Here is a 25,528-nt window from a genome sequence, read left to right on the forward strand (position 1 = left end):
CCGGGCTCGCATGATCGGGGTCGGATCCCTCGCCGAAGGCGAGGGCTCTGACCCTGCCGGGTTCCTGATTCAGGACCCGCCTTGGTGGGTGCGAACCTTGGTTCGCACCGCTCCTGCCGCTGCGCTCGCCGGGCATGGCCCGGCGCTACCGCATCACTCGTTCGGCGGCGTGGTCGCCTTGGCTTCGCTGCCGAAACTGCCATCGGCTTCCGCGGCCAGGTACGCGAACACCGTATACGCGGCCACGTTCTGCGCCAGCGCCTTCGGGTCGATCTTGTCCAGCGTGTCGTCGGCGGTGTGGTGCAGGTGGAAGTAGTCCGAGCCGTCCTGCGCCAGCCACGCCCACGCACCGCCCTTGGCGGCCAGCGGGCCGACGTCCGGGCCCGGGCCGCCCTTGTCGGCCTGGTACTCGATGCCCAGCGGCTTCATTACTTCGGCAATCTGCCTGGTCGCTTCACGTGAGCCTTCCGGATTCGGTGAACCGGTATTGAAGGCGTAGATGCGGCCTGCGCCGAAGTCGCTCTCGGCGGCCAGCTGGTGCAGGGCCACGTCCTTGGCGTGTGCCTCGGCATAGGCCTTGCCGCCGTAGAGGCCCTGTTCCTCGTTGGCGAAGGCGATCACGCGGATGGTGCGCTTCGGTGCCTGCTTGAGCTGGCCGATCAGGTGGCCGGCGGCCATGGTGATGCCCACGCCCGCGCCGTCATCGACCGCGCCGGTGCCCAGGTCCCACGAATCCAGATGGCCGCCGATCACCACCACTTCCTTCGGCAGGCTGCGGCCGGTGATCTCGCCGATCACGTTGTACGAGGTCGCCGTACCATCCCAGCCACAGTCCAGCGCCACCTTCACCGTGGTGCTGCCACGGGCCAGCAGGCGCGCCAGCTGGTCGGCATCGGGCACCGACAGTGCCGCCGACGGCACCGGGGTCAGGCCATCATCGAAACGGGTGATGCCGGTGTGCGGCACGCGGTGGGAGTCGGTACCGGCCGAGCGCATCAGGAAGCCCACCGCGCCCTTGCGGATCGCTTCTGACGGTCCCTTGCTGCGGATTGCACCGCCGCGGCCGTAGTCGCGGCCATCGCGGAACGGCAGCATCTGGTAATCGACGAAGGCGATCTTGCCCTTCAGCGAACCGACCGGTGCCGCCTGCAGGGCGGCCAGATCGGCGAAGCGCACCACCTCCGCTTCCACCGTGCCGCCCGGGCTGCCGCCCAGCGCAGTGATCTGCAGCGGCTGCGGGTTCCTGCCGGTCACGGCAGCGTGTTCACTGCGGCGCTCCCACTTCGGGAAGGTCACCGGTTCCTTCCACACCTTGTCGAAGCCCAGTGCCTTGAACTTGGCTTCGGCCCAGGCCACGGCGCGGGCGTCGGCCTCGCTGCCGGCGATGCGCGGGCCGATTTCGGTGGTGAGCGATTCGACCACCTTCCAGCCGGTGTCATCGGCCAGCGCCTGGTCGCGCAGCTGCGCGGCGGTGGCCAGCGACGCCGGGGGCAGGGTGGTGGTATGCGGCGCCGCGAAGGCCGGGGCGGCCAGCAGGGCGAGGGAGGATGCGATGGCAAGGACGCGGCGACGCATGGACAACTCCGGGAAGGGACCTAAGCCTTGGAGCTTAACAGTCGTTCAGCCCGGCGCATGGGCGGGAGGTCATGGCTGGCGCGAACGCTGTTTTCCGCCATGTCCGGCAAAGCGAAAGCCCCGCCGGAGCGGGGCTTTCGCGCAGCTGCGGTAGTGCCGGCCGCTGGCCGGCTTCCGCATGTTCCGATGTTGCCGGCCAGCGGCCGGCACTACCGTTCTGCCGCCTTATTTCTTCAGGCTGTCGCGGATCTCGCGCAGCAGCACCACTTCCTCGGCCGGTGCGGCCGGTGCAGCTTCCTGCTTGCGCGACAGGCGGTTGATCGCCTTGACCACGATGAAGATGGCGAAGGCCACGATCACGAACTGGATCAGCGTATTGATGAAGTCACCATAGCCGATCACCACGGCCGGAATCTCCTTGCCGTCCGGCCCGATGCGGGCCGGTGACAGCGTCCACGCCAGCTGCGAGAAATCCACCTTGCCGATCAGCAGGCCCAGCGGCGGCATGATGATCTTCTCGACCAGCGCCGTCACGATCTTGCCGAAGGCCGCGCCGATCACCACGCCGACGGCGAGGTCGATGACGTTGCCGCGCATCGCGAATTCCTTGAACTCGGTGAGCATTCCCATTGTTGTTTTTCTCCGGTGGGGAAGTGGACAGCGCGCAGGGTAGCGCAGGTGATGTCAGCCGGCGATCACGCCGTGGCGCTCGGCCACGTTTTCCAGTCGCGCGCTGAAGCGGTCGCCGGGCTTCAGTGCAGCCACGCCGGACGGGGTGCCCATGAACACCAGGTCGCCGGCACGCAGCTGCCACAGCTTGGACAGCTCGTGCAGGATCTCCGGCACGTTCCAGATCATCTGGTCCAGCAGCGCCTGCTGGCGCACCTCGCCGTTGACCTCCAGCGACAGGTTGAGCGCGGCCAGGTCGCCGACCTCTTCGGCGTGGACGATTTCGCTGATCGGCGCGGAGGCATCGAAGCCCTTTGCGGCATCCCACGGGTGGCCCTTGTCCTTGGCCGCAGCCTGCAGGTCGCGGCGGGTCAGGTCCAGGCCGACGGCGTAGCCGTAGACCAGTGCTTCGGCATCGGCCACGGCCAGTTCGCCTGCGGGCGCATCACGGCCGATCGCCACCACCAGCTCCACTTCGTGGTGCAGGTTGGCGGTCGCCGGCGGGTAGGGGATGGCATCGTCGTGGCCGACCACGATCGCATCGGCCGGCTTGCTGAAGAACATCGGGCGGCCGCGGTCATCGGCTGCCGGCACCGCCGCGCCCATCTCGCGGGCGTGGTCGGCGAAGTTGCGGCCGACGCAGTAGATGCGGTGCACGGGGAAACTGCCACCGCCCACCACCGGTACACGCGGCAGGGCTATGGCAGGGATCACATCGGAGACATCGGACATGCGGGCATCCAGGAAGGGCATGCCCGCAGTCTAGAACGCATGGCGCCCGCCGTCAGCGGGCGCGCAGGAGGTGGATCAGCGCGAGGCCGGCAACACCGGCTTGCGTACCACGCGGTACTCGCCTTCGACCACGGTCGGGTCGACCGGACGGGCAACACCCGGCTTGCGCGAGGCCAGCAGCTTCCACGCCAGGCCCACCAGGATCATCGCCGCACCGACGAACACGCCGATGAACACCATCGCGGCCAGGATCGCCAGGCCAAGCAGGCCCACGGCAACGCGCACCAGCGGATGGCGCGGCTTGCGCGGCGCGAACAGGGTGCGGAACTGGTTGAAGACGGATGCGCGATTGAACATGGCGGCTCGATAGGCTGGGATCAGCGAAACCAGAGTATCGGGACGCGCCACTGTCATTGAGTGAAAAACTCGTTAAATATAGCCTGTGCTTATTACGGATCAATGACTTGTGTTCATGTCGCAGCCAGTCACCTGAGTGGGCGTGCGACAATGCGGGTTTACTGTCCGAGTCTTCGCCATGACTGCCTCTGCCGCCCTGATCGCCCTTGATGCCATTGCCGATGGCGCGTTTGCCGAGGTCGAAGCGGTGGTTGATGGCGATGCCGAATCGCTGGTGCTGTACCGCGACGGTGCGCAGGTGCGTGCGTTCCTGAACATCTGCCCGCACGCCGGCCGCCGGCTGGACTGGGCGCCCGGCCAGTTCCTGAAGAGCCGTGAAGGCCACCTGGTCTGCGCCGCGCATGGAGCCTCGTTCGCGCTGGACAGCGGCGACTGCATCGCCGGCCCCTGCAAGGGCGACCGCCTGCGCGCGGTGCCGGTGGACGTGCGCGACGGGCAGGTTTACCTGGCTTGAGGCAACCGGTGTGCGAACCAAGGTTCGCACCCACAGGCTCAATGGGTATCCACATCAATGGGTATCCAGAGATTCATCCACGCATGGCGTGGATCTACGGTGTCGACCAAGTCGACAGCTACCAGAGCGAGATCGGTGCCGACCAACGGTCGGCACCCACCACCAGCCTCGTGAAACTGTCGAAGGCGGGGTGGGTCCGGTTGCGGGGGTGTCCGCGGCATGGATGCCGCGGCCAAGCCCCCACGGACGGGTTTACGGCGTCCCCCGCAACCGGACCCACCCCGCCATCCCACGGAATGCACGCTTTTGCCGTTGATGTTGCCGGCCAGCGGCCGGCACTACCGGGGTGCAGGGCCCAGCCCTGCCAACAAACCCCAACCCTCAGAACATCAGGTTGATCATCAACACCACCACGCAGGTGTAGATCAGCGACAGCGGTCCGCCGACCCGCCACATCTCGCGCGGGGTGTAGTTGGCCGGGCCGGTGATCATCGAGATCACCGGGTTGGAGGCCGTCATCAGATTGTTGGACGCCGACAGCGCCACAATCAGCGCGAACGCGGTCGGGTTGCCGCCCGCCGCCAGTGCCAGGTTCACCGCGATCGGCACCATCACGATGGTCGCGCCCACATGGCTGATCACCAGCGAGAACGCCGTGGTCAGCAGCGCCAGCGCCACCTCCAGCACCCACACCGGGATGCCGGTGGGCAGCTTGTCGATGGTGTGGCCGGCCACCCATGCCGCCGCACCACTGGAGTCCATCGCCCAGCCGAGCGGAATCAGCCCGGCCATCATGAACACCGTCTTCCAGTTGATCGAGGCATAGGCCTCGTCCATGCGCAGCACGCCGGTCAGCAGCATGCCGGCCACGCCGGTCATCAGCGTCAGCGCCACCGGCAGCTTGCTGGTCAGCGCGATCAGGATGGTCAACGCGAAGATCGCCATGGCGATCTTGAACTTGTGCGGGCGTTGTTCGCCGGTCGGGTAGTCGGTCACCACCACGAAGTCGCGGCTCTTGGCCGCCTGTGCCAGGTCGGTCCAGATGCTGTGGAAGACCAGCATGTCGCCGGCGCGCAACTGCACGTCGCGCACGTCCTCGCGGATCACCTGCTTGTCGCGGTTGATCGCCAGCAGGCTGATGCCGCGCTCCTTGCGCAGGCGCAGGTCGGCCGCGCTCTTGCCGATCACGTTCGAGGTCGGCGGTACCACCGCCTCGGAAATACCGGCGCGGCTCGGGTTGAACAGGTCACCCAGGTGCTTCAGGCGCGAAGACATGCGCAGGAACTGGTTCTGCGCGAAGTCGTTGATCTGCTCGCGCGGACCCATTGCGCCGAGCACGCTGCCCACCCAGATGCGCATCTCCGCCGGCGGCGCCAGGCGGGTGTCGTTGCCGGTCTTCAGGGCCAGCAGCAGCGGGGCATCGTGCAGGTTCTCGGCCTCGCCCAGGGTCATGCCCACCAGCGGGCTTTCGGCACTGACCACCAGCTCGAACACATCGCCTTCGATGCCATAGGTCTTGGCAAAGTAGCTCTCGGTGCGCGCCGGGGTGACCCCGTCGTTGACCAGGTTCTCTTCCTCGATCAGCTTGCGGTCGCCGTAGTAGCGGAAGTACAGCAGTGACGCAATCAGCAGCGCCACGCCGATCGGCAGCGGCGCGAACATGCGCAGCGGCTCGATGGTGGCCAGGCCCGAGGGCAGGTTGTTGTTGGCCGAGGCCAGCAGGTCGTTCAGCAGGATCAGCGGTGAATTGCCGACCATGGTCAGCGCACCGCCCATCACGATCGCCGCCGAAATCGGCAGCAGCAGGCGCTGCAGGGTCAGGCCGGTGCGCGCTGCCAGTCGCGAAGCCACCGGCAGGTACAGCGCCATCACCGACGGGTTCTGCATGAAGGACGAGTTCAGGCCGGCAATGGCCGTGGTCATCATCAGCAACCGCTGCTCGACGCCATGACCGCGTCGCAGCAGCCACGCGGCCAGCCGGTTCAGCGCCCCGGTGCGGTCCAGGCCGGCACCGAGGATGGTGGTGGCGATGATGCTCATCACCGCGTTACCGGAGAAGCCGCCGAAGATTTCCTCCGGCGCGATCAGCCCGGTGACACCGAGCACCACCAGCACCACCAGCGCGACCACGTCGGCGCGGATGCGCTCGAACAGGAACATCGCCATCGTGAAGCCGACCAGCCCGAGCACGAGCTTCATGTCGTTGGTCAGCGTCAGCGCGGTATCCATGTGGGGCGCGGCGTCCTCAGGCGATCGTCAGGTGCGGTCGTACAACAGGTCCCAGACGCCGTGGCCGAGCTTCTGGCCGCGGGTCTCGAAGTGGGTCTGCGGGCGCCAGTCCGGGCGCGGCACGCTGCCACGCGGGCCGGCACGGTTGACCAGGCCGGCAGTGGCATCGAGCACGTCCCACATCTGCTCAGCGTAGTCTTCCCAGTCGGTCGCGCAGTGCAGGCGGCCACCCGGGCGCAGCTTGCGCACCAGCAGGTCGGCGAACGCCGGCTGCAGCAGGCGGCGCTTGTTGTGGCGCTTCTTGTGCCACGGGTCCGGGAAGTAGATGCGCACTTCATCCAGCGCGCCGTCGGCGATCTCGTTCTGCAGCACCTCCACGGCATCGTGGTGGTACAGGCGCACGTGGTCGGCGTTGTCCTCGGCCAGCGCGTTCAGCAGGCGGCCCACGCCCGGGGCGTGCACCTCGATGCCGATGTAATCGCGCGACGGGTCGTGCTGGGCGGCGAAGCGCAGCGCGGCACCGTTGCCGAAGCCGATTTCCAGCACCTTGTGCGCCGGGCGGCCGAAGGTGGCGTCCAGGTCACGCGGCTGGCCGTTGTAGTCGATGCCGAAGCGCGGCCAGCGTTCGTCGAACGCGCGCTGCTGGGCGGGAGTGAAGCGGCCCTGGCGCAGCACGAAGCTGCGCACCTCGCGGCGGCCCTCGCTGACGGTGAAGGGCTTGGGCGGGGCCTTGGAACCGGCGCTGTCGAAAGGATTGGTCATCAGCCGATCAGCCCATCCACCGGGGAGGAGGCGCTGGCGTAGCGCTTGCGCGGGATGCGCCCGGCCAGGAAGGCCTCGCGGCCGGCCTCGACCGCCTTGCGCATGGCGCTGGCCATCAGCACCGGGTGGCGCGCACCGGCAATGGCTGTGTTCATCAGCACGCCGTCGCAGCCCAGCTCCATCGCAATCGCGGCATCCGACGCGGTACCGACGCCAGCGTCGACGATGATCGGCACCTTGGCGTCTTCGATGATCTGCAGCAGGTTGTACTTGTTCTGGATGCCCAGGCCCGAACCGATCGGCGCGGCCAGCGGCATCACCGCAGCGCAGCCGATCTCTTCCAGGCGCTTGGCCAGGATCGGATCGTCGGAGGTGTAGACCATCACTTCGAAGCCGTCCTTGACCAGCTGCTCGGCAGCCTTGAGGGTCTGCACCACGTCCGGGTACAGCGACTTCTGGTCGCCCAGCACTTCCAGCTTGGTCAGGTTATGGCCGTCCAGCAGCTCACGGGCCAGGCGGCAGGTGCGCACGGCATCTTCGGCGGTGTAGCAGCCGGCGGTGTTGGGCAGGATGGTGTAGCGCTCCGGCGGCAGCACGTCGAGCAGGTTCGGCTCGCCCGGGTTCTGCCCGATGTTGGTGCGGCGGATCGCCACGGTGACGATCTGGGCGCCCGCGGCCTCGGTGGCCAGGCGGGTTTCTTCCAGATCCTTGAACTTGCCGGTGCCGGTCAGCAGCCGCGAGCCATAGGTCTTGCCGGCGATCACCAGCGAATCGGGGGAGACATGAACGTTCATGGCGCGATTATCGCCTATCCGCCTGAAGATGGGATCACGCAAGGCGGTGCTGTCCGCAGTAGGGCGAGGGTAGTGCCGGCCGCTGGCCGGCAAATGCGGGGTGCCTGACAGCGTCGGATTGCCGGCCAGCGGCCGGCACCACCCGGAGGTCTCAGCCCCCGCCCAACGCGTGCACGATCTCCACCACGTCACCTTCGGCCAGGACGTGCTCGCCGTGGCGGCTGCGGCTGACGATCTCGCCGTTGACCTCGACCGCCACCCGGCGCTGCAGCAACTGTTCGGCCTCGAGCAGGTCGTGGAGGGTTGCCGAAGCGGGCAGGGCGCGGGGTTCGCCATTGAGCTGGATGTTCATCCGTGCATTGTCGCCGATAGCCCGCCGGGATCGGAACACTTGCAAATTGAACGGGGCGCCAGCTCCGGCACAGCAGGTTTCCCGGCGATCGGGCGACAATCCATGCGGCGGCGCAGCGTGAGCAAAACGCGGCGCAGTGAAACCATTCACCGTGCGCCGGCGTACGTCCGCCGGGTCCTCAACGATATCCCCACAGGAGTTTTTTCATGCTGCTCAGCAAACGCCCGATCCGCACCCTGATGGCGGCCGCGATCGCGCTGGCCGCGCTTCCGGCCATGGCAGGCGAATCCCCGTATTCCAAGGCCGTGTTCTTCGGCGACAGCCTGACCGATGCCGGCTATTTCCGCCCGCTGCTTGATCCGGGCGTGCAGCCGGTCACCGGTCAGTTCACCACCAACCCGGGCTGGGTGTGGTCGCAGCAGGTCGCCAATTACTACGGCCTCAACGGCGGTGCCAACGGCAACGGCCAGAAGGGTGACAACTATGCTGTCGGTGGCGCCCGCGTATCGGTCGACGAAGCGGGTGGCTTGGGTGCCATTCCGTCGCTGAAGTCGCAGGCCGCCCGTTACCTTGCCGCAAATGGCGGCAAGGCTGACGGTAACGCGCTGTACACCGTCTGGGGAGGCGCCAATGATCTGTTCGCGGCCACCCGTGCGGCGGCAGGCGGCGCGTCCCAGGCCCAGGTGCAGGGCATCATCGGCGCAGCGGTCACGGACCAGATCGCACTGGTGGGGGCACTGAAGCAGGCCGGCGCCCAGTACGTGCTGGTTCCGAACCTGCCGGACGTGGGCATCACTCCGCAGTTCCGTGGTCCCAATGCCGCCGCCGCCACCGCACTGTCGGCCGGCTACAACAAGGCCCTGTACGGTGGCCTGAAGCAGGCCGGCATCGAGTTCATCCCGCTTGATACCTTCAGCATCCTGCGCGAAGTAACCGCCAACCCGGCGATGTACGGCTTCACCAACGTCACCAGCACCGCCTGCAAGATCGATCCGAACAACGCCACTGCAAGCATCATCGGCTGCAACCCGACCAGCTACGTCAGCCCGGATGCGGCCAACACCTATCTGTTCGCCGATGGCGTGCATCCGACCACGGCGGGCCACCAGCTGCTGGGCCAGTACGCGGTCTCGGTGCTGGAAGCCCCGCGCCTGCAGCAGGTGCTGAGTCACTCGGCACAAACCATCGGTCGTTCGCGTGCCGATCAGGTCAGCATGCACCTGGGCGGCCGTCCGGCCGACGGCCTGTCCTGGTGGGGTGGCGTGCGCGGTGACCTGCAGCGCTACGACCATGCGGATCTGTACGACGGCCTGGCGCCGGCCGGTCTGTTCGGCATCGACTGGGCGCGCGACGGCGTGGTGGTCGGCGGCTTCGCTGGCTTCGGCCGCCTCAACGCCGACTTCGGCAACAGCCGTGGCGACTTCACCCAGAAGGACACCACCGCCGGTCTGTTCGCCGGCTGGTACGGCGATCGCGTCTGGGTGAACGGCCAGGTCAGCTACACCTGGCTGTCGTACGACGTGAACCGCAAGGTCCAGCTGGGCCCGGCCACCCGCGAGCACGGTGGTTCGCCGGACGGCAGCAACCTGACCGCCGCCCTGAACGCCGGTTACGAGTTCGGCACCGAAGGCGGCTTCCGCCACGGTCCGATCGCTTCGGTGATCTGGCAGAAGGTGAAGATCGATGGCTACACCGAAAGCGCTGCGGCCGGCACCCTGGCCACCGCGCTGGGTTACGACCGCCAGAACGTTGATTCGACCGTTGGCCGCATCGGCTGGCAGGCCCGCTTCGATGGCGGCACCCTCAAGCCGTACGCGCAGCTGACCTACGACCATGAGTTCGAAGATACCAAGCAGGGCAGCGCGTGGCTGCAGACCCTGCCGGAACTGGGCAGCTACCGTGTGCCGGGCCTGAAGTTCGACAAGGACTACGCGACCGTCGTGCTGGGTGCCCGCACCGAACTGTTCGGGCTGCAGAGCAACTTCGGCCTGAGCGCTTCGGCCGGGCAGAAGCGTGCCCAGGACGCAACGCTGTTCGCCAACTTCAGCGGCAGCTTCTAAGCAGAAACCAGGCGGGGTCGGCCCTCCCGGCAACGAGAGGGCTTTGACCCCGGGCTGATGCGATGGGCACCATTGCGCAACACGGGGCCCAGCGCATAGACTTTCCACCGCAACGCGGGCGTAGCTCAATGGTAGAGCTGTAGCTTCCCAAGCTACTGACGTGGGTTCGATTCCCATCGCCCGCTCCATGTTTCCAGCGGTCTGCATCAGGCAGATGCTCCGCGATATCCGAACCCCGCTTTTCCGTGCACGGATCCCGGTCGAGATGGCCGGTGAAGGCCTGGGCTGGGCGCTTGCTTCGCAAACATCCCCTGGCCGGATCGACCGTGTCCGGATGCGCCCTGGCGCGGAGCCTGCAGGACAGGAATTCCCCTGCCGCAGCCGCAGCCGCAGCCGCTGTGGCCTTCCGGGCTTGGTCAGGCTGCAGGGTTCAGTTGATGCTTGGCTTCGGAATGCTAAAAGATCGTTAGCTGTTGACGCCCATCATCCGTTGCCCGGAGCGTGAATGATCGCTGCACTTGTGCCCATCAGGCGATGCTTTGATTTTTCCGGGCGATCCGACCGGCGGGAGTTCTGGTCGTATTCGCTGCTTGCCGGGTTCGTGATAGCGGTGAGCTACAGCGTGATGGATCGCGGTTACTGGCTGGTCGGCTACCTGTCGTTCGATTGGGAAACGTCAGAGATCCTGTGGAAGCTGGGATGGGTCATGACCGTCTGCGCTGTCATCGTCTTCCTGCCTCCGATGCTGGCCCTGACCGTGCGGAGATTGCACGATATCGACGAGTCAGGCTGGTACACCTTGATCGCGTTCATTCCGTTGGGGGTGTTCGTGCTCTTTCCGGTCATGCTGCTTCCCGGGAGCGAGGAAGAGAATCGATTCGGTGCAGTTCCTGGAGTGCAGGATGCTTGAACCCGCACCGGGCGCAATCGATCAGATCGGCGTTGAAGTCGTGGACGGTTCTCAACTGCGTCCCTCTCATCCGCATGTCGGTTGATCGAAGCGCCGTCAGGCGCTACACCCAGTGGTTGCCGTTCCTGGCCTGGGTCGCCGTCTGCGTAGCCTGGTGGTCACCTTGGGGCGTGTTTGTCGGCCTTGTCGTGTGCCTTGCGCTGGGGGGCGCGTTGCAGCGCATCGATCTGGTCGGCGATGCGGTGGGCGGTTCACGCCTGCGCTCGCGATCGATGAAGCCCTTTGCCGACCGGCCGCCCGCACATGATGTGCTGTTGGATTGGGGCGAGCTGGGCATGGGCGGGCCGGCGTACAGCACGCAGATGCTGCGCGATGGCGCCATCGTCGAAGGCGTATCCACTGGAGGCAGTCGTGATGCCAGCGGTGAATGGCTGGACCTGCCGGGAGGCGCGCTGCGCCTGGCCAGCGGGTACGTTGATCGATGCGAAGCAGTGTTCGTCTACGACGAGCGCCGCAAGGCGGTACACGTGCTTGCGGTTGCTCCCGGCCTGTTCCGGCAGCAGCTGAGCGAGCGCCAGCAGTCCGATGGGGACGCCGGGGCGGAGTCATGGCTGCGCAGCCAGCCCGGCGGCGTGACCCAGCTGCATCCCTGCCGAGGCCTATGGCTGGAGCACGGACATCCGGCGCTGGCCGCCGGAGTGCCGCAGGAGCTGAGGCACGTCCTGCCTGATGCCCGGGTGCTGCGCGCGGTCCCGCTGCTTCCCGAGGATCTGCGCGTGACCGCGCATCCGGCGCTGTTCGCGTGCATCTGCCCGTATTCCCTCTACCTTGACGAGGCCTTCAGTGGTCGCCACGCCTGTGATCTGGAGACGGTGATCGCGAGCCCGTCGGGACGCTGCGTGGTGGTGGCCGGCAGTGTGCTTGATGAAAACCTGCGACCCATCGAGGGCGTATGGCTCGCCTGCTGGCAGGGGCGTTGGCAGGCCTTTGCCCGTCATGCGATGGGGGGCTTCGGCAAGGACCGGAGCGTGGCCTGGATCAATGTGATCGACGTTGACGACGACGGCACACTCCAGTGCGAAGCCTATGAGGAACGCTGGGAGTCCGATGCCGTCCATCGATACCCCACGCGCCACACAGCCTTGGAGCTGCCTGTGGAATGGCGCGAAACCGGGTTGGCGCTGCGCGCCCGGGATGGGCGCTTCAGGCTGCGCCTTCCCTCGCGCTGATCAGGCCTCGGCGGCGCGCGCGCTCGTTTCCCGCAGCGACTGTGCATATTCCTCGGTGAGCAGCCCCGACAACGCCTGGCGCTGCTCCGCATCGATCTCGCGCGAGGCGTTGGCCGTGTAGTCGAAATGAACCATCACGCAGCGCCCGCTGGCTACCAGGGCCTCGAACTGGAACGCCTGCTGCACGATCGACAGCGAGGAGCGGCCAATGCTCTCGATCCGGGTCTCGATGCGCACTTCGTGTCCCGCCTGTATCTGCTGCAGGAAGTCGATCTCGTAGCGGCGCAGGATCAGTGCCAGGTCGCGCATGCTGGCCTCGCGGCTGAAATGCCGGAAGATCTCCTGGCGGCCTTCCTCGAACCAGACGGGCAGGGCGGTGTTGGTGACGTGGCCGAGTACATCCACTTCGGAGAAGCGCGGAAATACGGTGATCGACATCGGGTTTCCTTGCGGTCTGGCCTGCCCCCGCAGTGTGCCGCCTGCGCCGGAGCAAGCCACGCCGCAGGGCATCATCCACCCGCCACACGCCCGCGCTATGCTGCGCGCCTGCCGCCCGATCCTGCCGCGATGAAGCTCGCCATCCTGTCCCGCAACAGTTCCCTGTATTCCACCCGCCGGCTGGTCGAGGCGGCGCGCGCGCGCGGCCACACCGTGCGCATCCTCGATCCGCTGCGCTGCTACATGCGCATTGCCGCCGATGGCTTTTCGATGCATTACAAGGGCCGGCCGATGACCGGCGTGGACATGGTCATCCCGCGCATCGGTGCCTCGATCACCCGCTATGGCACGGCCGTGCTGCGCCAGTTCGAACTGATGGGTGCACGCACCCCGAATCCGTCCGACGCGATCCTGCGTTCGCGCGACAAGCTGCGCGCACACCAGCTGCTGGCGGCCAAGGGCATCGACATGCCGGTCACTGTGTTCGGCGACAACCCCGACGACACCGTCGACCTGTTGTCCATGCTGGGCCCACCGCCGCATGTGGTGAAGCTCAACGAGGGTACCCAGGGGCGCGGCGTGATCCTTACCGAGAAGGCCAGCGCCTCGCGCGGCATTGTCGAAGCCCTGCGCGGGTTGTACGCCAATTTCCTGATGCAGGAATTCATCGGCGAGGCCAAGGGCGCAGACCTGCGCTGCTTCGTGGTCGGTGACCAGGTGGTTGCCTCGATGCAGCGGCAGGCGCCGGAAGGTGACTTCCGCTCCAACCTGCATGCCGGGGGTACGGCGGTGGCGGCCAAGGCCAGCCGTGCCGAGCAGCAGGTGGCGGTGCGGTCGGCCAAGGCGCTGGGACTGTCGGTGTGCGGGGTGGACCTGATCCGCTCCGCGCGCGGCCCGCTGGTGCTGGAGGTCAATTCAACGCCGGGGCTGGAAGGGATCGAGGCCGTCTGCGGGGTGGACGTGGCCACGCGCATCATCGAGCACGTCGAGAAGCTTAAAAAACCCTGAGTATTCAGCGGCTTGAGATTCTCAAGGGCGGATGAGGCCGGCTTTAACAAGCCTTTAATCGGCCCACGCGTAGGCTTCAGCGAACCGCAGCTCTGCCTCTCAGCAGGATCGGTATCGGGATACAACTTCAGACCCAGGCGGGGGCACCGCCTGGGTCTTTTTTATGCCTGCCCGCTGTCCCTTGTGGAGGTGGCGTGACGGCCGTAGAGTGGCCACCATCGTTCCTGGATGGATCGGAGGCTGGCGATGTACCGCATCACGATGATCGCGTTGTTGCTGGGCCTGGCCGGATCTGCTGCGGCCAAGCCGGAGAAATCCGTTGTGCAGATGGACCGGCAGTCGCCGGTGGCCGAGCAGGTGCGCCAGGTCGAAAAGGCCCTGGATGATGGCGATTACAGCGAGATTTCCGCTGATGACCGCAGCACCGTGCGCGAAGCGCTGGCCCGGATCACCGCGAGGATGGGCGGCCACCAGAGCGTGCAGGAACTGCCGCCGCAGGTGCAGGGGGAGGTCTTCAACGACCAGGAGCGGATCAATACCCTGCTCACCCGCGCCCACGAGGACAGCCGGCAGATCTGCCAGCATACGCGCAGTACCGGCAGCAACATGCCCAAAAGCCGCTGCCTGACAGTGGCCGAACGCCGCCGGATCGAGGAAAAGGGCAAGGCGCTGTTGAACGACCAGCGCACCTTCAACAACTTCAACCCTGCCAGCTCGCGGTAGGGCTTCCGCTGCCCCGACCATTGGCACTTGCTGGCGTGAAGGGGGTGCGAATAGAGTCGGGATTCGCCACAGACAAGGATTTGTTTGCCATGAAACAGGCTTTGATGTCGGCCGTCCTGTTGTCAGGACTCGCCCTGGTCAGTACCGCATCGGCATCCAGGGGCAAGGACGTGTTCGTGCCCGGCCAGCCGCTGCAGCAGCAGATCGCGCGTATCGAGGTGGAGCTCAAGGACGGCGAAACCTATTCGGAACTCAAGCAGGACGAGCGCACCCGCGTCAACGACGCCCTGGCACGCATGCGCGCAGCGGTGGAGCAGTACCCGGCACGCGATTCCATGCCTGAACCGGTGCAAACCCAGGTCTTCAACGATCAGCAGGTCGTGAACACGGTTTTGACACAGGCGCGTGAAGATAGTCGTCTAATATGCCAACGTGAAAAGCCCATCGGTTCCAACCGGACCACGACGCAGTGCATGACCGTTGCCGAGCGCGCTCGGCAGAAGGAACGGGCACAGCAGGACATGAGGCAGGTCATGCGCGCCGGCAGTACAGTCAACTAGAGGTGACAGTGAGAATCCTGGTAATCGAAGACAACAGCGACATTGCGGCCAACCTGGGCGACTATCTGGAGGACCGGGGGCATACGGTGGACTTCGCGGCTGACGGGGTCACCGGCCTGCATCTGGCCGTGGTGCACGAGTTCGACGCGATCGTGCTGGATCTCAACCTGCCAGGCATGGACGGCATCGAAGTCTGCCGCAAACTGCGCAATGAAGCGCGCAAGCAGACCCCGGTGCTGATGCTGACGGCCCGCGATTCGCTGGACAACAAGCTGGCCGGCTTCGATTCCGGTGCCGATGACTACCTGATCAAGCCGTTTGCGCTGCAGGAAGTGGAAGTGCGTCTGAACGCCCTGTCGCGCCGCGGCAAGGGCGTGCAGACCCGCGTGCTGGAAACCGGCGACCTGGAATACAACCTGGATACGCTGGAAGTGCGCCGCCAGGGCAAGCTGCTGCAGCTCAACCCGACCGCGCTGAAGATCCTGCAGGCGCTGATGGAAGCGGCACCGGCGGTGGTGACCCGCCAGGAGCTGGAAACCCGCGTGTGGGGCGAGGAACTGCCTGATTCGGATTCGCTGCGCGTGCATATCCATGGCCTGCGTGCGGTGGTCGACAAGCCGTTTGAAGTGCCGCTGATCCAGACCCGCCATGGCATCGGATACCGCATCGCCACCCCGGAAGCCTGATTCCGTGGCAGCCAAGGGGGAGCGCCGGCGCACGCCATACCGGCGGCGCCTGCGCAGCCGCATCATCGTCTCGTTCGTGTTGTTGGGCTTCTGCCTGACGACACTGTTCGCGTTTGCCACCAACTGGGCCCGCCTGCGCGTGGAAAACCAGCTGGTGGAAGAGCTGATGAACCGCAACATCGACGAGTACGCGCGGCGCTACTACGAACACCCGGGCCACAACCCGGACGCGCCGGTGCTGCAGATCCGTGCGTATGCCTATTCCAAGGACAAGTTCGACCGGGTGCGCGAAGAACGCGCGCAGTGGGCGGGCTTCTCCGATGGCATCCACAGCGTCAGCGGCGACGAACACGGCGAACCCTATTCCTACAAGCTGGCCGTGCGGAAGACGCCCGACGCCTGGTTCTTCCTCGCCTATGACATGACCGACAGCGTGCGCGGCGGCAAGCAGCTCAACCGCGCGCTGGTGTTGTCGGTGCTGGTGTTCAGCGTGCTGTCGCTGGTGCTGGGCTGGTGGTCGGCGTCGAAGGTGATGAAGCCGGTGTCGGACCTGGCCGCGCGGCTGCGTGCGTACCGTGGCGGTACCAGTGAGCCCGAGCCCTTGGCGCCGCGCTTTCCCGATGACGAGGTGGGGCAGCTGGCACAGGCGCTGGACGACTATTCCTCGCGGCTGACCGAAGTGGTGCAGCGCGATCGCGAGTTCAATGCAGACGTCAGCCATGAACTGCGCACGCCGCTGGCAGTGATCCGCGGTGCCACCGAGCTGCTGCTGACCCGGCCCGGCCTGGACGAGAAGGTGCTGCAGCGCCTGCAGCGTATCCAGCGTGCCGAGCAGCAGTGCAGCGACCTGATCGGCGCACTGCTGCTGCTGTCGCGCAACGAGCGCGGGCAGGGCACCAGCAACGTGGCCCGCGTGGCCGAGCAGCTGCTGGATGCGCACCGCGCGCAGCTGGGTGGCAAGCCGCTGGAGCTGCTGCTGGAAGGCGAGCGCAACCTGGTGATCGATGCACCCGAGGCGGCGCTGTCGGTGGCGCTGGGCAACCTGATCGGCAACGCGGTGAAGTACTCGCAGGATGGCGAAGTACGCGTCTTCGTGGGCGCCAATTCGGTGTCGGTGACCGACAGCGGCCCGGGCCTGAGCGAGGAAGACGCGGCCAAGCTGTTCCAGCGTGGCTACCGCGGCACGCACGCTGGTCATTCGCAGGGCGGCGGCATCGGCCTGTCGATCGTCAGCCGTCTGTGCGACCTGTACGGCTGGCAGGTGAGCGTGCGCCCCGGTGGCGAGCGTGGCGTGATCGCCACCCTGACGTTCTCGCCGAAGCCGTTGTAAGCGGCCCTGCTTTGGTGGGTGCCGACCTTGGTCGGCACGGACCCTGCCGACCTTGCATCACGCCCTGTGTCGCTTGTGCCACTGAATCTCCCGCACGCGAACATCGCATCACAGGCCCGACACGACACCACCGTGATCGCTGCCGCGCCCCGCGCGTGTTCCAACGCACGCATTGGCAAGCCCGCGCCGCACTTGGGAATTTCCTTACAGATTGCCGTGCGCGGCGATGGCCTGATGACCTGGCCGGGGCAGGTGCCTTGGCCGGGATTGGCGTCCTGAAAAAAACCAACAAATCAAAAGCTCCGGATGTGCTCTAGCTCATCATGGAAAATGCATCGTCTGCCCTCGCTTTGGCGGACGGTGCGTGGGGATTCGCCAGAATCCGCTGGAGTCTTTTTCCTTCGCTTTTGAGTTGTTGGGTCTCCGGTACGCCAACCCGCACCGTCCGCCACCTTGCATCTGCAGGTGGCCTGCCGTCTGCGAGGAGCTTCATCATGTCCACCCGCCCGCTGTTCCCCCAGTTGCACGCCCTGATCGGCGATGCCGCCCACCTGCTGCCTGCCGACGTCGCCGAGCGGGTCGAAGTTCTGCTGGATGACCCCAGGGACCTGCTGCCCGCCCTGCTGGCGCGCATGGATGGCCGCGACGCCGCCGACGGCCAGCGGCTGGATGTGCAGGGGGGCAGCCCGGCGCAGGCCGCCACGATGGCTGGTCTCAGCCGCACGCTTGCCGGCCTGAATACCCTGATCCAGCTGCTGCACGCTGCCGAAATCGCGCGGGAGCAGGGTGGCGCCCGCCAGCAGCTCAATCCCGATGTGGTCGACGGCCTGCTGTTGGGCGCCCGCGAACTGGCCCGCTACGCCCGCCAGCAGCTGGAGTAGATCCACGCCACACATGGATGCGCTTTGGTAGTGCCGGCCGCTGGCCGGCAATCGAATCGGCCAGTAGATCTACGCCACGCATGGATGCGCTTCGGTAGTGCCGGCCGCTGGCCGGCAACCAGGCCTCAAGCCCCGGCCAAGCCCAGATACCGCGCATGCAGCTGTTCCACCTGCACCTGCAGGTCCTCCGGCTGCCCATCATTGACCACCACGTCATCGGCCAGTGCCAAGCGCTGCGCACGGCTGGCCTGGGCGGCGATCATGCGGTCAGCCAGCGCGGCGTCGATGCCATCGCGCTGCATCAGGCGGGCGTGCTGCACGGCTTCCGGTGCATCCACCAGCAGCACCCGGTCCAGCCAGGGGTATGCCTTCCGCCCGCCGACCTCGGTCAGCAGCGGAATGGCGGCAATCGCATAAGGGCTTTCAGCCTGCTCGCACTGCTGTTGCATCAGCTGGCGGATGGCCGGGTGGGTGATGGCTTCCAGCGCCGTCCGCTCGGCCGGATCGGCGAAGACGTGGGCGCGCAGGCGGCCCCGGTCCAGGGCGCCATCAGCCAGCAGCATGCCGGCGCCGAAGCGCTCGGCGATACGGGCCAGCGCCGGGCTGCCGGCGGCGACCACCGCCCGGGCGGCCAGGTCGGCATCGGCCACCACGATGCCCAGCGCTTCGAAGCGCCGGGTCACTTCACTCTTGCCCGAGGCGATGCCACCGGTCAGGCCAACCACATAGCGGCTCATGGGGACTCCCCTCAGCGCAGCCCGCTCATCACCATGTACTGCTCCACCAGCGGCGCACCCCACATGAAGTACAGCCAGCCGGCAATGGCCAGGTAAGGGCCGAACGGAATCGGCGTGGCGCGGTCACGGCCCCGGCTGTACAGCCAGATCGAGCCGATGATGGCGCCCAGCACCGACGACAGCAGGATGATCGGCAGGATGCCCTTCAGGCCACACCAGGCGCCCAGGGCTGCCAGCAGTTTGAAGTCGCCGTGGCCCATGCCCTCCTTGCCGGTCAGCTGCTTGAACAGCCACCAGACCGTCCACAGCGACAGGTAACCCACCGCCGCGCCCACCAGGGCGGGCTTGGCCGGCATGTAGAGGTTGTCGATGCTGCCTATCAGCCCCAGCCACATCAGCGGCAGGGTGAGCTGGTCGGGCAGCAGCTGGGTGCGCAGGTCGATGCCGGACAGCGCGATCAGGAAGCAGGTCAGCACGATGGCGCCGAAACCCTGCCAGCCGAAGCCGAACTGCCAGACGCAGGCCACCACCAGCAGTGAGGTCAGCGCCTCCACCAGCGGGTACTGCAGCGAGATCGGCGCCTTGCAGTGGCGGCACTTGCCGCCCTGGATGATCCAGCTGAACAGCGGGATGTTCTCGTACCAGCTCAGCTTGTGCTTGCAGTGCGGGCAGTGCGACGGCTCGACCACGATCCCCGGTGGGGGCGGCTCATAGAAGTCCGGTTCCTCCAGGACTTCGCGCGCATCGCGCTTCCACTGCCATTCCAGCCGCTTGGGCAGGCGCAGGATGACGACGTTCAGGAAACTGCCCAGCAGCAGTCCGAAGGCGGCCGCGGCGGGGTAGCCGAGGCCAGGATGCTGGTCGAGAAAAGCCATGTATGTGTTATCCGACGACGGCGCCGAGTTTGAAGATGGGAAGGTACATGGCAATCACCATGCCGCCCACAATGGTACCAATGAACACCATGATCATCGGTTCCAGCAGGCTGCTCAGGGCATCCACCGAATTGTTGACCTCCTGCTCATAGTACTCGGCCACCTTGAACAGCATGGCGTCCAGCGCACCGGCCTCTTCGCCGATGCCGGTCATCTGGATGACCATGTGCGGGAACAGGTTGGTCTGCTTCATCGACATGTTCACCGGGTAACCCACCGAGACGTCGTCGCGCATGCGCAGCACCGCCTCTTCGTACACGGTGTTGCCGGTAGCACCGGCCACGATGCCCAACGCCTCCACCAGCGGCACGCCGGCCTTGAAGGTCACCGCGGTGGTGCGCGAGAAGCGGGCGATGGCGCTGTTGTGCATGATCTGCCCGATCACCGGTACCTTCAGCACGAACCGGTCCATCGCATGCTGCATCTTCGGCGAGCGCTTGTAGGCCATGACCAGGCCGACCGCCGTACCGATCGCGACCAGCAGCATCAGCCACCACCACGACACCATGAATCTTGAGAGGTTCACCACCAGCTGGGTGAAGGCGGGCAGCTCGGCGCCGAAGCTCTTGAACACGTCCTCGAACTGCGGCACCACGAACACCAGCATGATGCCGCTGACCAGCATCGCCACCACCACCACCATGATCGGGTAGAACAGCGCCTTCTTGATCTTGCCTTTCAGCGCTTCGATGTTCTCCTTGTAGGTGGCCACCGTGTCCAGAACGGTTTCCAGCACGCCGGCGCCTTCGCCGGCCCGCACCAGGTTGCGGTACAGCTCGTCGAACTGCACCGGGTGCTTGCTGATCGCCTCGTACATCGAGGAGCCGCCCTCGATGTCGGTGCGGATGGTGTCGACCAGCTTCTTCATCCGCGGGTTCTTGTGCCCGCTGGCGATGATGTCCAGCGACGACACGATCGGCACGCCGGATTTCATCATCGTGGCCATCTGCCGGCTGAAGAAGGCGATGTCCTTGGGCTTGATTGGGCTGCCGGCGGCGCCGAACAGTGGCTTCGACTTGGGCTTGACCTGGCCCGGGTTGATGCCCTGGCGGCGCAGCTCGGCGCGCAGCAGGTTGGCGTTCTTGGCCAGCTGCTCACCCTTCATCTTCACGCCCCGCTTGTCGGTTCCCTCCCAGACAAACGGCTGCAGTTCCATGGTGGCGCGCGCCACCGGCTCTTTCTTGATCGCACTGCGACTGACAGACATGTTGGCTCCCCAAGACCCGCCATCCCCAGGCGGGTAACTAGCCATCGATGGTAGCGGGTTCAAGGGCGGATGGGCAGTTGGCAGGCGGCCCAGCGTGCGATTTCGTGCCGGGTGCCGACCAAAGGTGACGTACTGCGTCACATTGCCGCGTCCATCGCAGATTCGGAAGCGGGGGGTTCCCATCCGCGAAATTGCTGCCATCATGGGCGCGGGGAAATCCAGGGGGAGGCGTGCCGGGGTTGGCACGCAACCTGCGTTGATCCACCCGCAGGGCATGGGGCCCGCTCAACCGGCACCGTCCGGTCCGATCCCGTGCACTGAACTCAACCACCACTATCTTGGGGATGTATCAATGAAGAACCAGAAGGGCTTCACCCTTATCGAACTGATGATCGTCGTCGCGATCATCGCCATCCTGGCTGCCATCGCGCTGCCGGCCTACCAGGACTACACCTCGAAGTCGAAGGTCACCGCTGCGCTGGCCGACCTGGCCTCGCACAAGACCCAGTTCGAGATGGAGAAGAGCGCAGGCCGTGTTCCGAATGCCAACAGTGCCGGCTTCACCAGCACCGTGACTGGCAGCTGCAGTGCCATTAGCGTGAATGATACTGGTATGACCTGCACTATCAGTGATCCGGGCCGTATCGGCGACAAGGCTACGATTGCTCTGAACTATGCTGATTCCGAAGTTGATGATAAGGGCGCTATTACCAAGCCGGGCGGCTTCTCCTGCGTCGTTACCGTAATGGATGCCAAGTTCATGCCGAAGGGCTGCACCAAGAGCTAAGTCATTTAGTCGACCTACCTGGGTAGCTTCGCCCCAGTGCGGGTTCGCTAATTGAACACAAGGCCCGCTTCGGCGGGCCTTGTGCTGACCGGGATACAAAATTCAGTCAGCACGCAGCAATGGGGATTGCTGGATCAAACAGGGGGAGTCATGAACACGCAGAAGGGCTTCACGCTCATCGAACTGATGATCGTGGTGGCCATCATTGCCATTCTGGTGGCCATCGCGACGGTGGTGTTCCAGCCATACATCATCCGCACCCAGCTGACCGCCGCGCTGGCGGATATCAGTCCCGGAAAGACACTGGTGGAGACGGTCGTATATCAGGGCCGCTCCGCCAGCGAGGTCACCCCCGAATTCATCGGCGGTGCCCAGAACGCCCACTGCTCCAACGTTGAAGCCGAACTCAGCGACTCCGGTGTCGGCCACATCAGCTGCACCCTCAAGGGACACAGCGCGCTGGACGGCAAAGACCTGATCCTGCGCCGCTCCGCCGAGGGCATCTGGAGCTGCGATGGCAGCGCGTTCGAAGCGCGCTATCGCCCGACCGGCTGCTGATCACACTTCAGCGCTCCGATGGGATGCTGGCTGCCCCTTGACGGGGCTATCATCCCCGGGGGAGTCAGGATCGTGCCTGCCGGGCCGGGAGTGCCGGGCAAGGCAGTGTTGCTCATGGATTGGCGATGCCGGTGGCCATTGGGTCGCGGCGGGTTCTGCTGCCCCGTGCGGTGTCCGTGCAAGACGCACGGCATGGCATGACCCCATGAGCCAAGGATTCATATGAACGCTGTCACCACCGCCAATCTTGTCGGCATCACCGGCCTGGCCCGTCGCCTGGTGCAGGACGGGGCCCTGGACGAGGCCACCGCCCGCGACGCCATGGCCAAGGCCGCCGCCGCGCGCCAGCCACTGCCGACCTGGTTCGCGCAGAACAAGCTGGTCAATGCCTCGCAGCTGGCCGCCGCCAATGCGGTCGAGTTCGGCATGCCGCTGTTCGACGTGTCCACCTTCGACGCCAGCCAGAACGCGATGAGCCTGGTCAGCGAGGAGCTGCTGCGCAAGCACAACGTGCTGCCGCTGTTCAAGCGCGGTGGCAAGCTGTTCGTCGGCACCAGCAACCCGACCCACTCGCTGGACGAGATCAAGTTCCACACCAACCTGGTGGTCGAGCCGATCCTGGTCGACGAGGACCAGATCCGGCGCACGCTGGAACAGTGGCACGCCAGCCATGACGCCCTTGGCGACGCTCTGGGTGGCGATGACGATGGCATGGGCAACCTGGACGTGGCGGCCGGCGACGAGGATCTCGGCGCCACCGGCGGCGATTCCGGCATCGACGCCAAGGGTGACGACACCCCGGTGGTGAAGTTCGTCAACAAGGTGCTGGTCGATGCGATCCGCAAGGGCGCCTCGGACATCCACTTCGAGCCCTACGAAGACGATTACCGCGTGCGCCTGCGCATCGACGGCCTGCTGAAGATGGTGGCGCGCGCACCGGTGAAGCTGAACCAGCGCATCGCCGCGCGCCTGAAGGTGATGGCACAGCTGGACATCGCCGAGAAGCGCGTCCCGCAGGACGGCCGCATCAAGCTCAACCTGTCCAAGACCAAGCAGATCGACTTCCGCGTCAGCACGCTGCCGACCCTGTTCGGCGAGAAGGTGGTGCTGCGTATCCTCGATGGCAGCGCGGCCAAGCTGGGCATCGACAAGCTGGGTTACGAGCCGGACCAGCAGAAGCTGTTCCTGGATGCCATCCACAAGCCGTACGGCATGGTGCTGGTGACCGGCCCGACCGGTTCGGGCAAGACCGTGTCGCTGTATACCGCGCTGGGCATCCTCAACGACGAGACGCGCAACATCTCCACTGCCGAAGACCCGGTGGAAATCCGCCTGCCCGGCGTCAACCAGGTACAGCAGAACAACAAGCGCGGCATGACCTTCGCCGCGGCGCTGCGCTCGTTCCTGCGACAGGACCCGGACATCATCATGGTCGGCGAAATCCGCGACCTGGAAACGGCGGAGATCGCGATCAAGGCCGCGCAGACCGGCCACATGGTGCTGTCCACGCTGCATACCAACGATGCGCCGCAGACCATCGCGCGCCTGATGAACATGGGTATCGCGCCCTACAACATCACCAGCTCGGTGACGCTGGTGATCGCCCAGCGCCTGGCGCGTCGCCTGTGCGGCAACTGCAAGCGACCGTCCAGCCTGCCCGAACATGCGCTGCTGGCCGAAGGCTTCACCCAGGCGCAGCTGGATGCGGGCATCGAGCTGTACGAGGCCGTGGGCTGCGACGAATGCACTGAGGGCTACAAGGGCCGGACCGGCGTCTACCAGGTCATGCCGATGACCGATGAGATCGCCACCATCGTGCTGGCCGGTGGCAATGCGCTGCAGATTGCCGAGGCGGCGCAGCAGATCGGGGTGAATGACCTGCGCCAGTCGGCATTGAAGAAGGCGGCGGCGGGCATTACCAGCTTGGCCGAGATCAACCGCGTCACCAAGGATTGAGGTAGATCCACGCCATGCGTGGATGACGCGATGCATGGGGTTGCCGGCCAGCGGCCGGCACTACCAGTTCGGTCGTACGCGCCGGGTCAGAGCCCTTTCCTTTGGAAAGGGATCCGGCCCCCGGGTTTACTCCATCCCCAGCTTCTTCAGCTTGTAGCGCAGCGCACGGAAGGTGATGCCCAGCTGCGCGGCGGTACGGGTCTTGTTCCAGCGGTTCTCTTCCAGCGCACGCTGGATGGCGCTGCGCTCGAGCTGCTCGATGTAGGAGGGCAGGGCAGCGCTGCCCGGCTGCAGGTCGGCCACCGCTTCGGCGGGCGCCGCACTGCCGGGTGCACGCGGCGCGTGCTGCGGCAGGCGCAGGTCATCGGCGCCGATGCAGTCTTCCTCGGCCAGGGCCAGCGCACGCTCCAGGATGTTTTCCAGCTCGCGCACATTGCCCGGGAACGCGTACTGCGCCAGTGCTTCCAGCGCCGACGGCGCCAGCAGCGGGGTGGCGCGGCCGTGGCTGCGGGCCAATCGGGCCAGCACGGCCGCGGCCAGTTCGGGCAGGTCCTGGCGGCGCTCGCGCAGCGGCGGCACCTTCAGTTCGATCACGTTGATGCGGTAGTACAGGTCGTGGCGGAAGCGCCCGTCCTCGACCAGCTCGGCCAGATCCTTGTGGGTGGCCGAGAGAATGCGGACATCCACCGGCTCCTCGTTGGCCGCGCCCACCGCGCGCACCGACTTTTCCTGGATCGCGCGCAGCAGCTTCACCTGCATCTGCAGTGGCAGTTCAGCCACTTCGTCCAGGAACAGGGTGCCGCCATGCGCAGCCTGGAACAGGCCAGGCTTGTCAGCGTGTGCGCCGCTGAAACTGCCCTTGCGGTGGCCGAAGAATTCGCTCTCCATCAGCTCGCCGGGAATGGCACCGCAGTTGACCGGCACGAACGGGCCGGCCGCGCGCGCGCCCTGGGCATGGATGGTGCGTGCAACCAGCTCCTTGCCGACGCCCGACTCGCCGAGGATGTAGACCGGCGCCTGGCTGCGCGCGACCTTGCCGATGGTGGTGCGCAGCACATCCATGGCCTGCGAGTGGCCCAGCAGGCGCCCGCCCTGTTCGGCGTTGGGGCCCGGTGCGGGGCGCTCGGCGTTGTTGAGTTCCAGCGCGTGCTTGACCAGTCCGCGCAGCACCGAGATGTCCACCGGCTTGCTGACGAAATCGAACGCACCGGCCTTCAGCGCCTCCACGGCGAGATCCATGCTGCCGAATGCGGTGATCATCGCCACCGGCGTGCGCGGGTAGTGCTGGGCGATCTCGCTGACCAGTTCGATGCCGTTGCCATCGGGCAGGCGCATGTCGGTGATGCACAGGTCGTACGGATTGCTGGCCAGCAGCTCACGTGCCTCTGCCAGGTTGGCGGCGGTACTGATGCGCAGCCCCATGCGGCCGAGGGTCAGCACCAGCAGTTCGCGGATGTCGCGTTCGTCGTCGACGACGAGGGCGCTGCGGGTTTCATTCATGGGCGTGAAAGATAAACGAGGGGGCTGGAAGCGACAAAT

General features: G+C 66.1%; 26 protein-coding genes and 1 tRNA gene. 14 read left to right on the forward strand and 13 right to left on the reverse strand.

The window, feature by feature from the left end:
• Positions 1-153: 153 nt before the first annotated feature.
• The 4 genes from AC5P67_RS17170 to AC5P67_RS17185 all read right to left on the reverse strand — a co-directional run bounded on the left by AC5P67_RS17170 (position 154) and on the right by AC5P67_RS17185 (position 3,333).
• Entirely contained in the window at positions 154-1,575 is a 1,422-nt protein-coding gene (locus tag AC5P67_RS17170) for a M28 family peptidase (RefSeq protein WP_495214975.1), read from the reverse strand.
• Positions 1,576-1,800: 225 nt separating this feature from the next.
• On the reverse strand, positions 1,801-2,205 hold the full coding sequence (mscL, locus tag AC5P67_RS17175; protein ID WP_005410819.1) for a large-conductance mechanosensitive channel protein MscL: 405 nt from the start codon (positions 2,203-2,205) through the stop codon (positions 1,801-1,803).
• A gap of 54 nt (positions 2,206-2,259) precedes the next feature.
• Positions 2,260-2,976 (reverse strand): fumarylacetoacetate hydrolase family protein, encoded by a 717-nt coding sequence (locus tag AC5P67_RS17180; protein WP_087802752.1) that lies wholly within the window; start codon positions 2,974-2,976, stop codon positions 2,260-2,262.
• A gap of 75 nt (positions 2,977-3,051) precedes the next feature.
• The gene (locus AC5P67_RS17185) at positions 3,052-3,333 is read right to left on the reverse strand and encodes a hypothetical protein (RefSeq protein ID WP_495214976.1); all 282 of its coding nucleotides are present in this window, start codon (positions 3,331-3,333) and stop codon (positions 3,052-3,054) included.
• A gap of 178 nt (positions 3,334-3,511) precedes the next feature.
• Here AC5P67_RS17185 and AC5P67_RS17190 point away from each other — a divergent pair, with 178 nt between their 5' ends.
• Entirely contained in the window at positions 3,512-3,847 is a 336-nt protein-coding gene (locus AC5P67_RS17190) for a Rieske (2Fe-2S) protein (protein ID WP_099524702.1), read from the forward strand.
• 381 nt (positions 3,848-4,228) lie between these two features.
• On the opposite strand, the gene AC5P67_RS17195 is transcribed toward AC5P67_RS17190, so the two are convergent.
• From AC5P67_RS17195 to thiS, 4 genes are all read right to left on the reverse strand, one after another.
• Positions 4,229-6,076, reverse strand: coding sequence for an SLC13 family permease (locus AC5P67_RS17195; RefSeq protein WP_099561921.1), 1,848 nt, complete (start codon positions 6,074-6,076; stop codon positions 4,229-4,231).
• A gap of 27 nt (positions 6,077-6,103) precedes the next feature.
• Entirely contained in the window at positions 6,104-6,838 is a 735-nt protein-coding gene (gene trmB / locus AC5P67_RS17200) for a tRNA (guanosine(46)-N7)-methyltransferase TrmB (RefSeq protein ID WP_049429900.1), read from the reverse strand.
• Entirely contained in the window at positions 6,838-7,632 is a 795-nt protein-coding gene (locus tag AC5P67_RS17205; protein WP_005410813.1) for a thiazole synthase, read from the reverse strand. Before AC5P67_RS17205 ends, trmB begins: the two co-directional genes overlap by 1 nt.
• Positions 7,633-7,783: 151 nt before the next feature.
• On the reverse strand, positions 7,784-7,984 hold the full coding sequence (thiS, locus tag AC5P67_RS17210) for a sulfur carrier protein ThiS (protein ID WP_005410812.1): 201 nt from the start codon (positions 7,982-7,984) through the stop codon (positions 7,784-7,786).
• Positions 7,985-8,190: 206 nt separating this feature from the next.
• Here thiS and AC5P67_RS17215 point away from each other — a divergent pair, with 206 nt between their 5' ends.
• From AC5P67_RS17215 to AC5P67_RS17230, 4 genes are all read left to right on the forward strand, one after another.
• Positions 8,191-10,044 (forward strand): autotransporter outer membrane beta-barrel domain-containing protein, encoded by a 1,854-nt coding sequence (locus AC5P67_RS17215; RefSeq protein WP_495214980.1) that lies wholly within the window; start codon positions 8,191-8,193, stop codon positions 10,042-10,044.
• A 114-nt stretch (positions 10,045-10,158) separates the two neighbouring features.
• Positions 10,159-10,232: transfer RNA gene (locus AC5P67_RS17220), tRNA-Gly, on the forward strand.
• A gap of 317 nt (positions 10,233-10,549) precedes the next feature.
• Complete coding sequence (locus tag AC5P67_RS17225; protein ID WP_495214982.1) at positions 10,550-10,954, forward strand: DUF805 domain-containing protein; 405 nt, start codon at positions 10,550-10,552, stop codon at positions 10,952-10,954.
• Positions 10,955-11,028: 74 nt separating this feature from the next.
• On the forward strand, positions 11,029-12,183 hold the full coding sequence (locus AC5P67_RS17230) for a hypothetical protein (RefSeq protein ID WP_495214997.1): 1,155 nt from the start codon (positions 11,029-11,031) through the stop codon (positions 12,181-12,183).
• Here AC5P67_RS17230 and AC5P67_RS17235 read toward each other — a convergent pair whose 3' ends face one another.
• On the reverse strand, positions 12,184-12,621 hold the full coding sequence (locus tag AC5P67_RS17235; protein ID WP_138969818.1) for an acyl-CoA thioesterase: 438 nt from the start codon (positions 12,619-12,621) through the stop codon (positions 12,184-12,186).
• Positions 12,622-12,750: 129 nt separating this feature from the next.
• On the opposite strand from AC5P67_RS17235, the gene rimK reads away from it, so the two are divergent.
• From rimK to AC5P67_RS17265, 6 genes are all read left to right on the forward strand, one after another.
• Complete coding sequence (gene rimK / locus AC5P67_RS17240; protein WP_227415895.1) at positions 12,751-13,629, forward strand: 30S ribosomal protein S6--L-glutamate ligase; 879 nt, start codon at positions 12,751-12,753, stop codon at positions 13,627-13,629.
• A 246-nt stretch (positions 13,630-13,875) separates the two neighbouring features.
• The gene (locus tag AC5P67_RS17245; protein ID WP_005410806.1) at positions 13,876-14,352 is read left to right on the forward strand and encodes a hypothetical protein; all 477 of its coding nucleotides are present in this window, start codon (positions 13,876-13,878) and stop codon (positions 14,350-14,352) included.
• A gap of 89 nt (positions 14,353-14,441) precedes the next feature.
• The gene (locus AC5P67_RS17250) at positions 14,442-14,912 is read left to right on the forward strand and encodes a hypothetical protein (protein ID WP_005410805.1); all 471 of its coding nucleotides are present in this window, start codon (positions 14,442-14,444) and stop codon (positions 14,910-14,912) included.
• An 8-nt stretch (positions 14,913-14,920) separates the two neighbouring features.
• A complete protein-coding gene (locus AC5P67_RS17255; protein ID WP_005410804.1) occupies positions 14,921-15,598 on the forward strand; it encodes a response regulator transcription factor in 678 nt (225 codons plus the stop codon).
• Positions 15,561-16,928, forward strand: a complete 1,368-nt coding sequence (locus tag AC5P67_RS17260; RefSeq protein ID WP_043034309.1) for a sensor histidine kinase — start codon at positions 15,561-15,563, stop codon at positions 16,926-16,928. The genes AC5P67_RS17255 and AC5P67_RS17260 overlap by 38 nt, the downstream gene beginning before the upstream one ends.
• Before the next feature lie 494 nt (positions 16,929-17,422).
• A complete protein-coding gene (locus tag AC5P67_RS17265) occupies positions 17,423-17,809 on the forward strand; it encodes a hypothetical protein (protein ID WP_062605776.1) in 387 nt (128 codons plus the stop codon).
• 125 nt (positions 17,810-17,934) lie between these two features.
• On the opposite strand, the gene coaE is transcribed toward AC5P67_RS17265, so the two are convergent.
• From coaE to AC5P67_RS17280, 3 genes are read right to left on the reverse strand one after another with little or no spacing between them, the layout of a single operon-like run.
• Positions 17,935-18,546, reverse strand: a complete 612-nt coding sequence (coaE, locus tag AC5P67_RS17270) for a dephospho-CoA kinase (protein ID WP_099561920.1) — start codon at positions 18,544-18,546, stop codon at positions 17,935-17,937.
• Positions 18,547-18,557: 11 nt separating this feature from the next.
• A complete protein-coding gene (locus AC5P67_RS17275; RefSeq protein WP_005410800.1) occupies positions 18,558-19,421 on the reverse strand; it encodes a prepilin peptidase in 864 nt (287 codons plus the stop codon).
• Positions 19,422-19,428: 7 nt separating this feature from the next.
• On the reverse strand, positions 19,429-20,688 hold the full coding sequence (locus AC5P67_RS17280) for a type II secretion system F family protein (RefSeq protein WP_495214987.1): 1,260 nt from the start codon (positions 20,686-20,688) through the stop codon (positions 19,429-19,431).
• 352 nt (positions 20,689-21,040) lie between these two features.
• Between AC5P67_RS17280 and AC5P67_RS17285 the strand changes: the two genes are divergently transcribed.
• The 3 genes from AC5P67_RS17285 to pilB all read left to right on the forward strand — a co-directional run bounded on the left by AC5P67_RS17285 (position 21,041) and on the right by pilB (position 23,989).
• Positions 21,041-21,475 carry a pilin gene (locus AC5P67_RS17285; RefSeq protein WP_495214989.1) on the forward strand — a complete coding sequence of 145 codons (435 nt, stop codon included), beginning with the start codon at positions 21,041-21,043 and terminating at the stop codon, positions 21,473-21,475.
• 150 nt (positions 21,476-21,625) lie between these two features.
• Positions 21,626-22,033 carry a pilin gene (locus AC5P67_RS17290; protein WP_495214991.1) on the forward strand — a complete coding sequence of 136 codons (408 nt, stop codon included), beginning with the start codon at positions 21,626-21,628 and terminating at the stop codon, positions 22,031-22,033.
• A 222-nt stretch (positions 22,034-22,255) separates the two neighbouring features.
• Complete coding sequence (gene pilB / locus AC5P67_RS17295) at positions 22,256-23,989, forward strand: type IV-A pilus assembly ATPase PilB (RefSeq protein WP_024956773.1); 1,734 nt, start codon at positions 22,256-22,258, stop codon at positions 23,987-23,989.
• Between the two features lie 126 nt (positions 23,990-24,115).
• Here the strand turns inward: pilB and AC5P67_RS17300 are convergent, their stop codons facing one another.
• Positions 24,116-25,489 carry a sigma-54-dependent transcriptional regulator gene (locus AC5P67_RS17300; protein WP_005410795.1) on the reverse strand — a complete coding sequence of 458 codons (1,374 nt, stop codon included), beginning with the start codon at positions 25,487-25,489 and terminating at the stop codon, positions 24,116-24,118.
• Positions 25,490-25,528 lie beyond the last annotated feature (39 nt).

This window comes from Stenotrophomonas sp. YJH_SMC_21 (assembly GCF_059369555.1).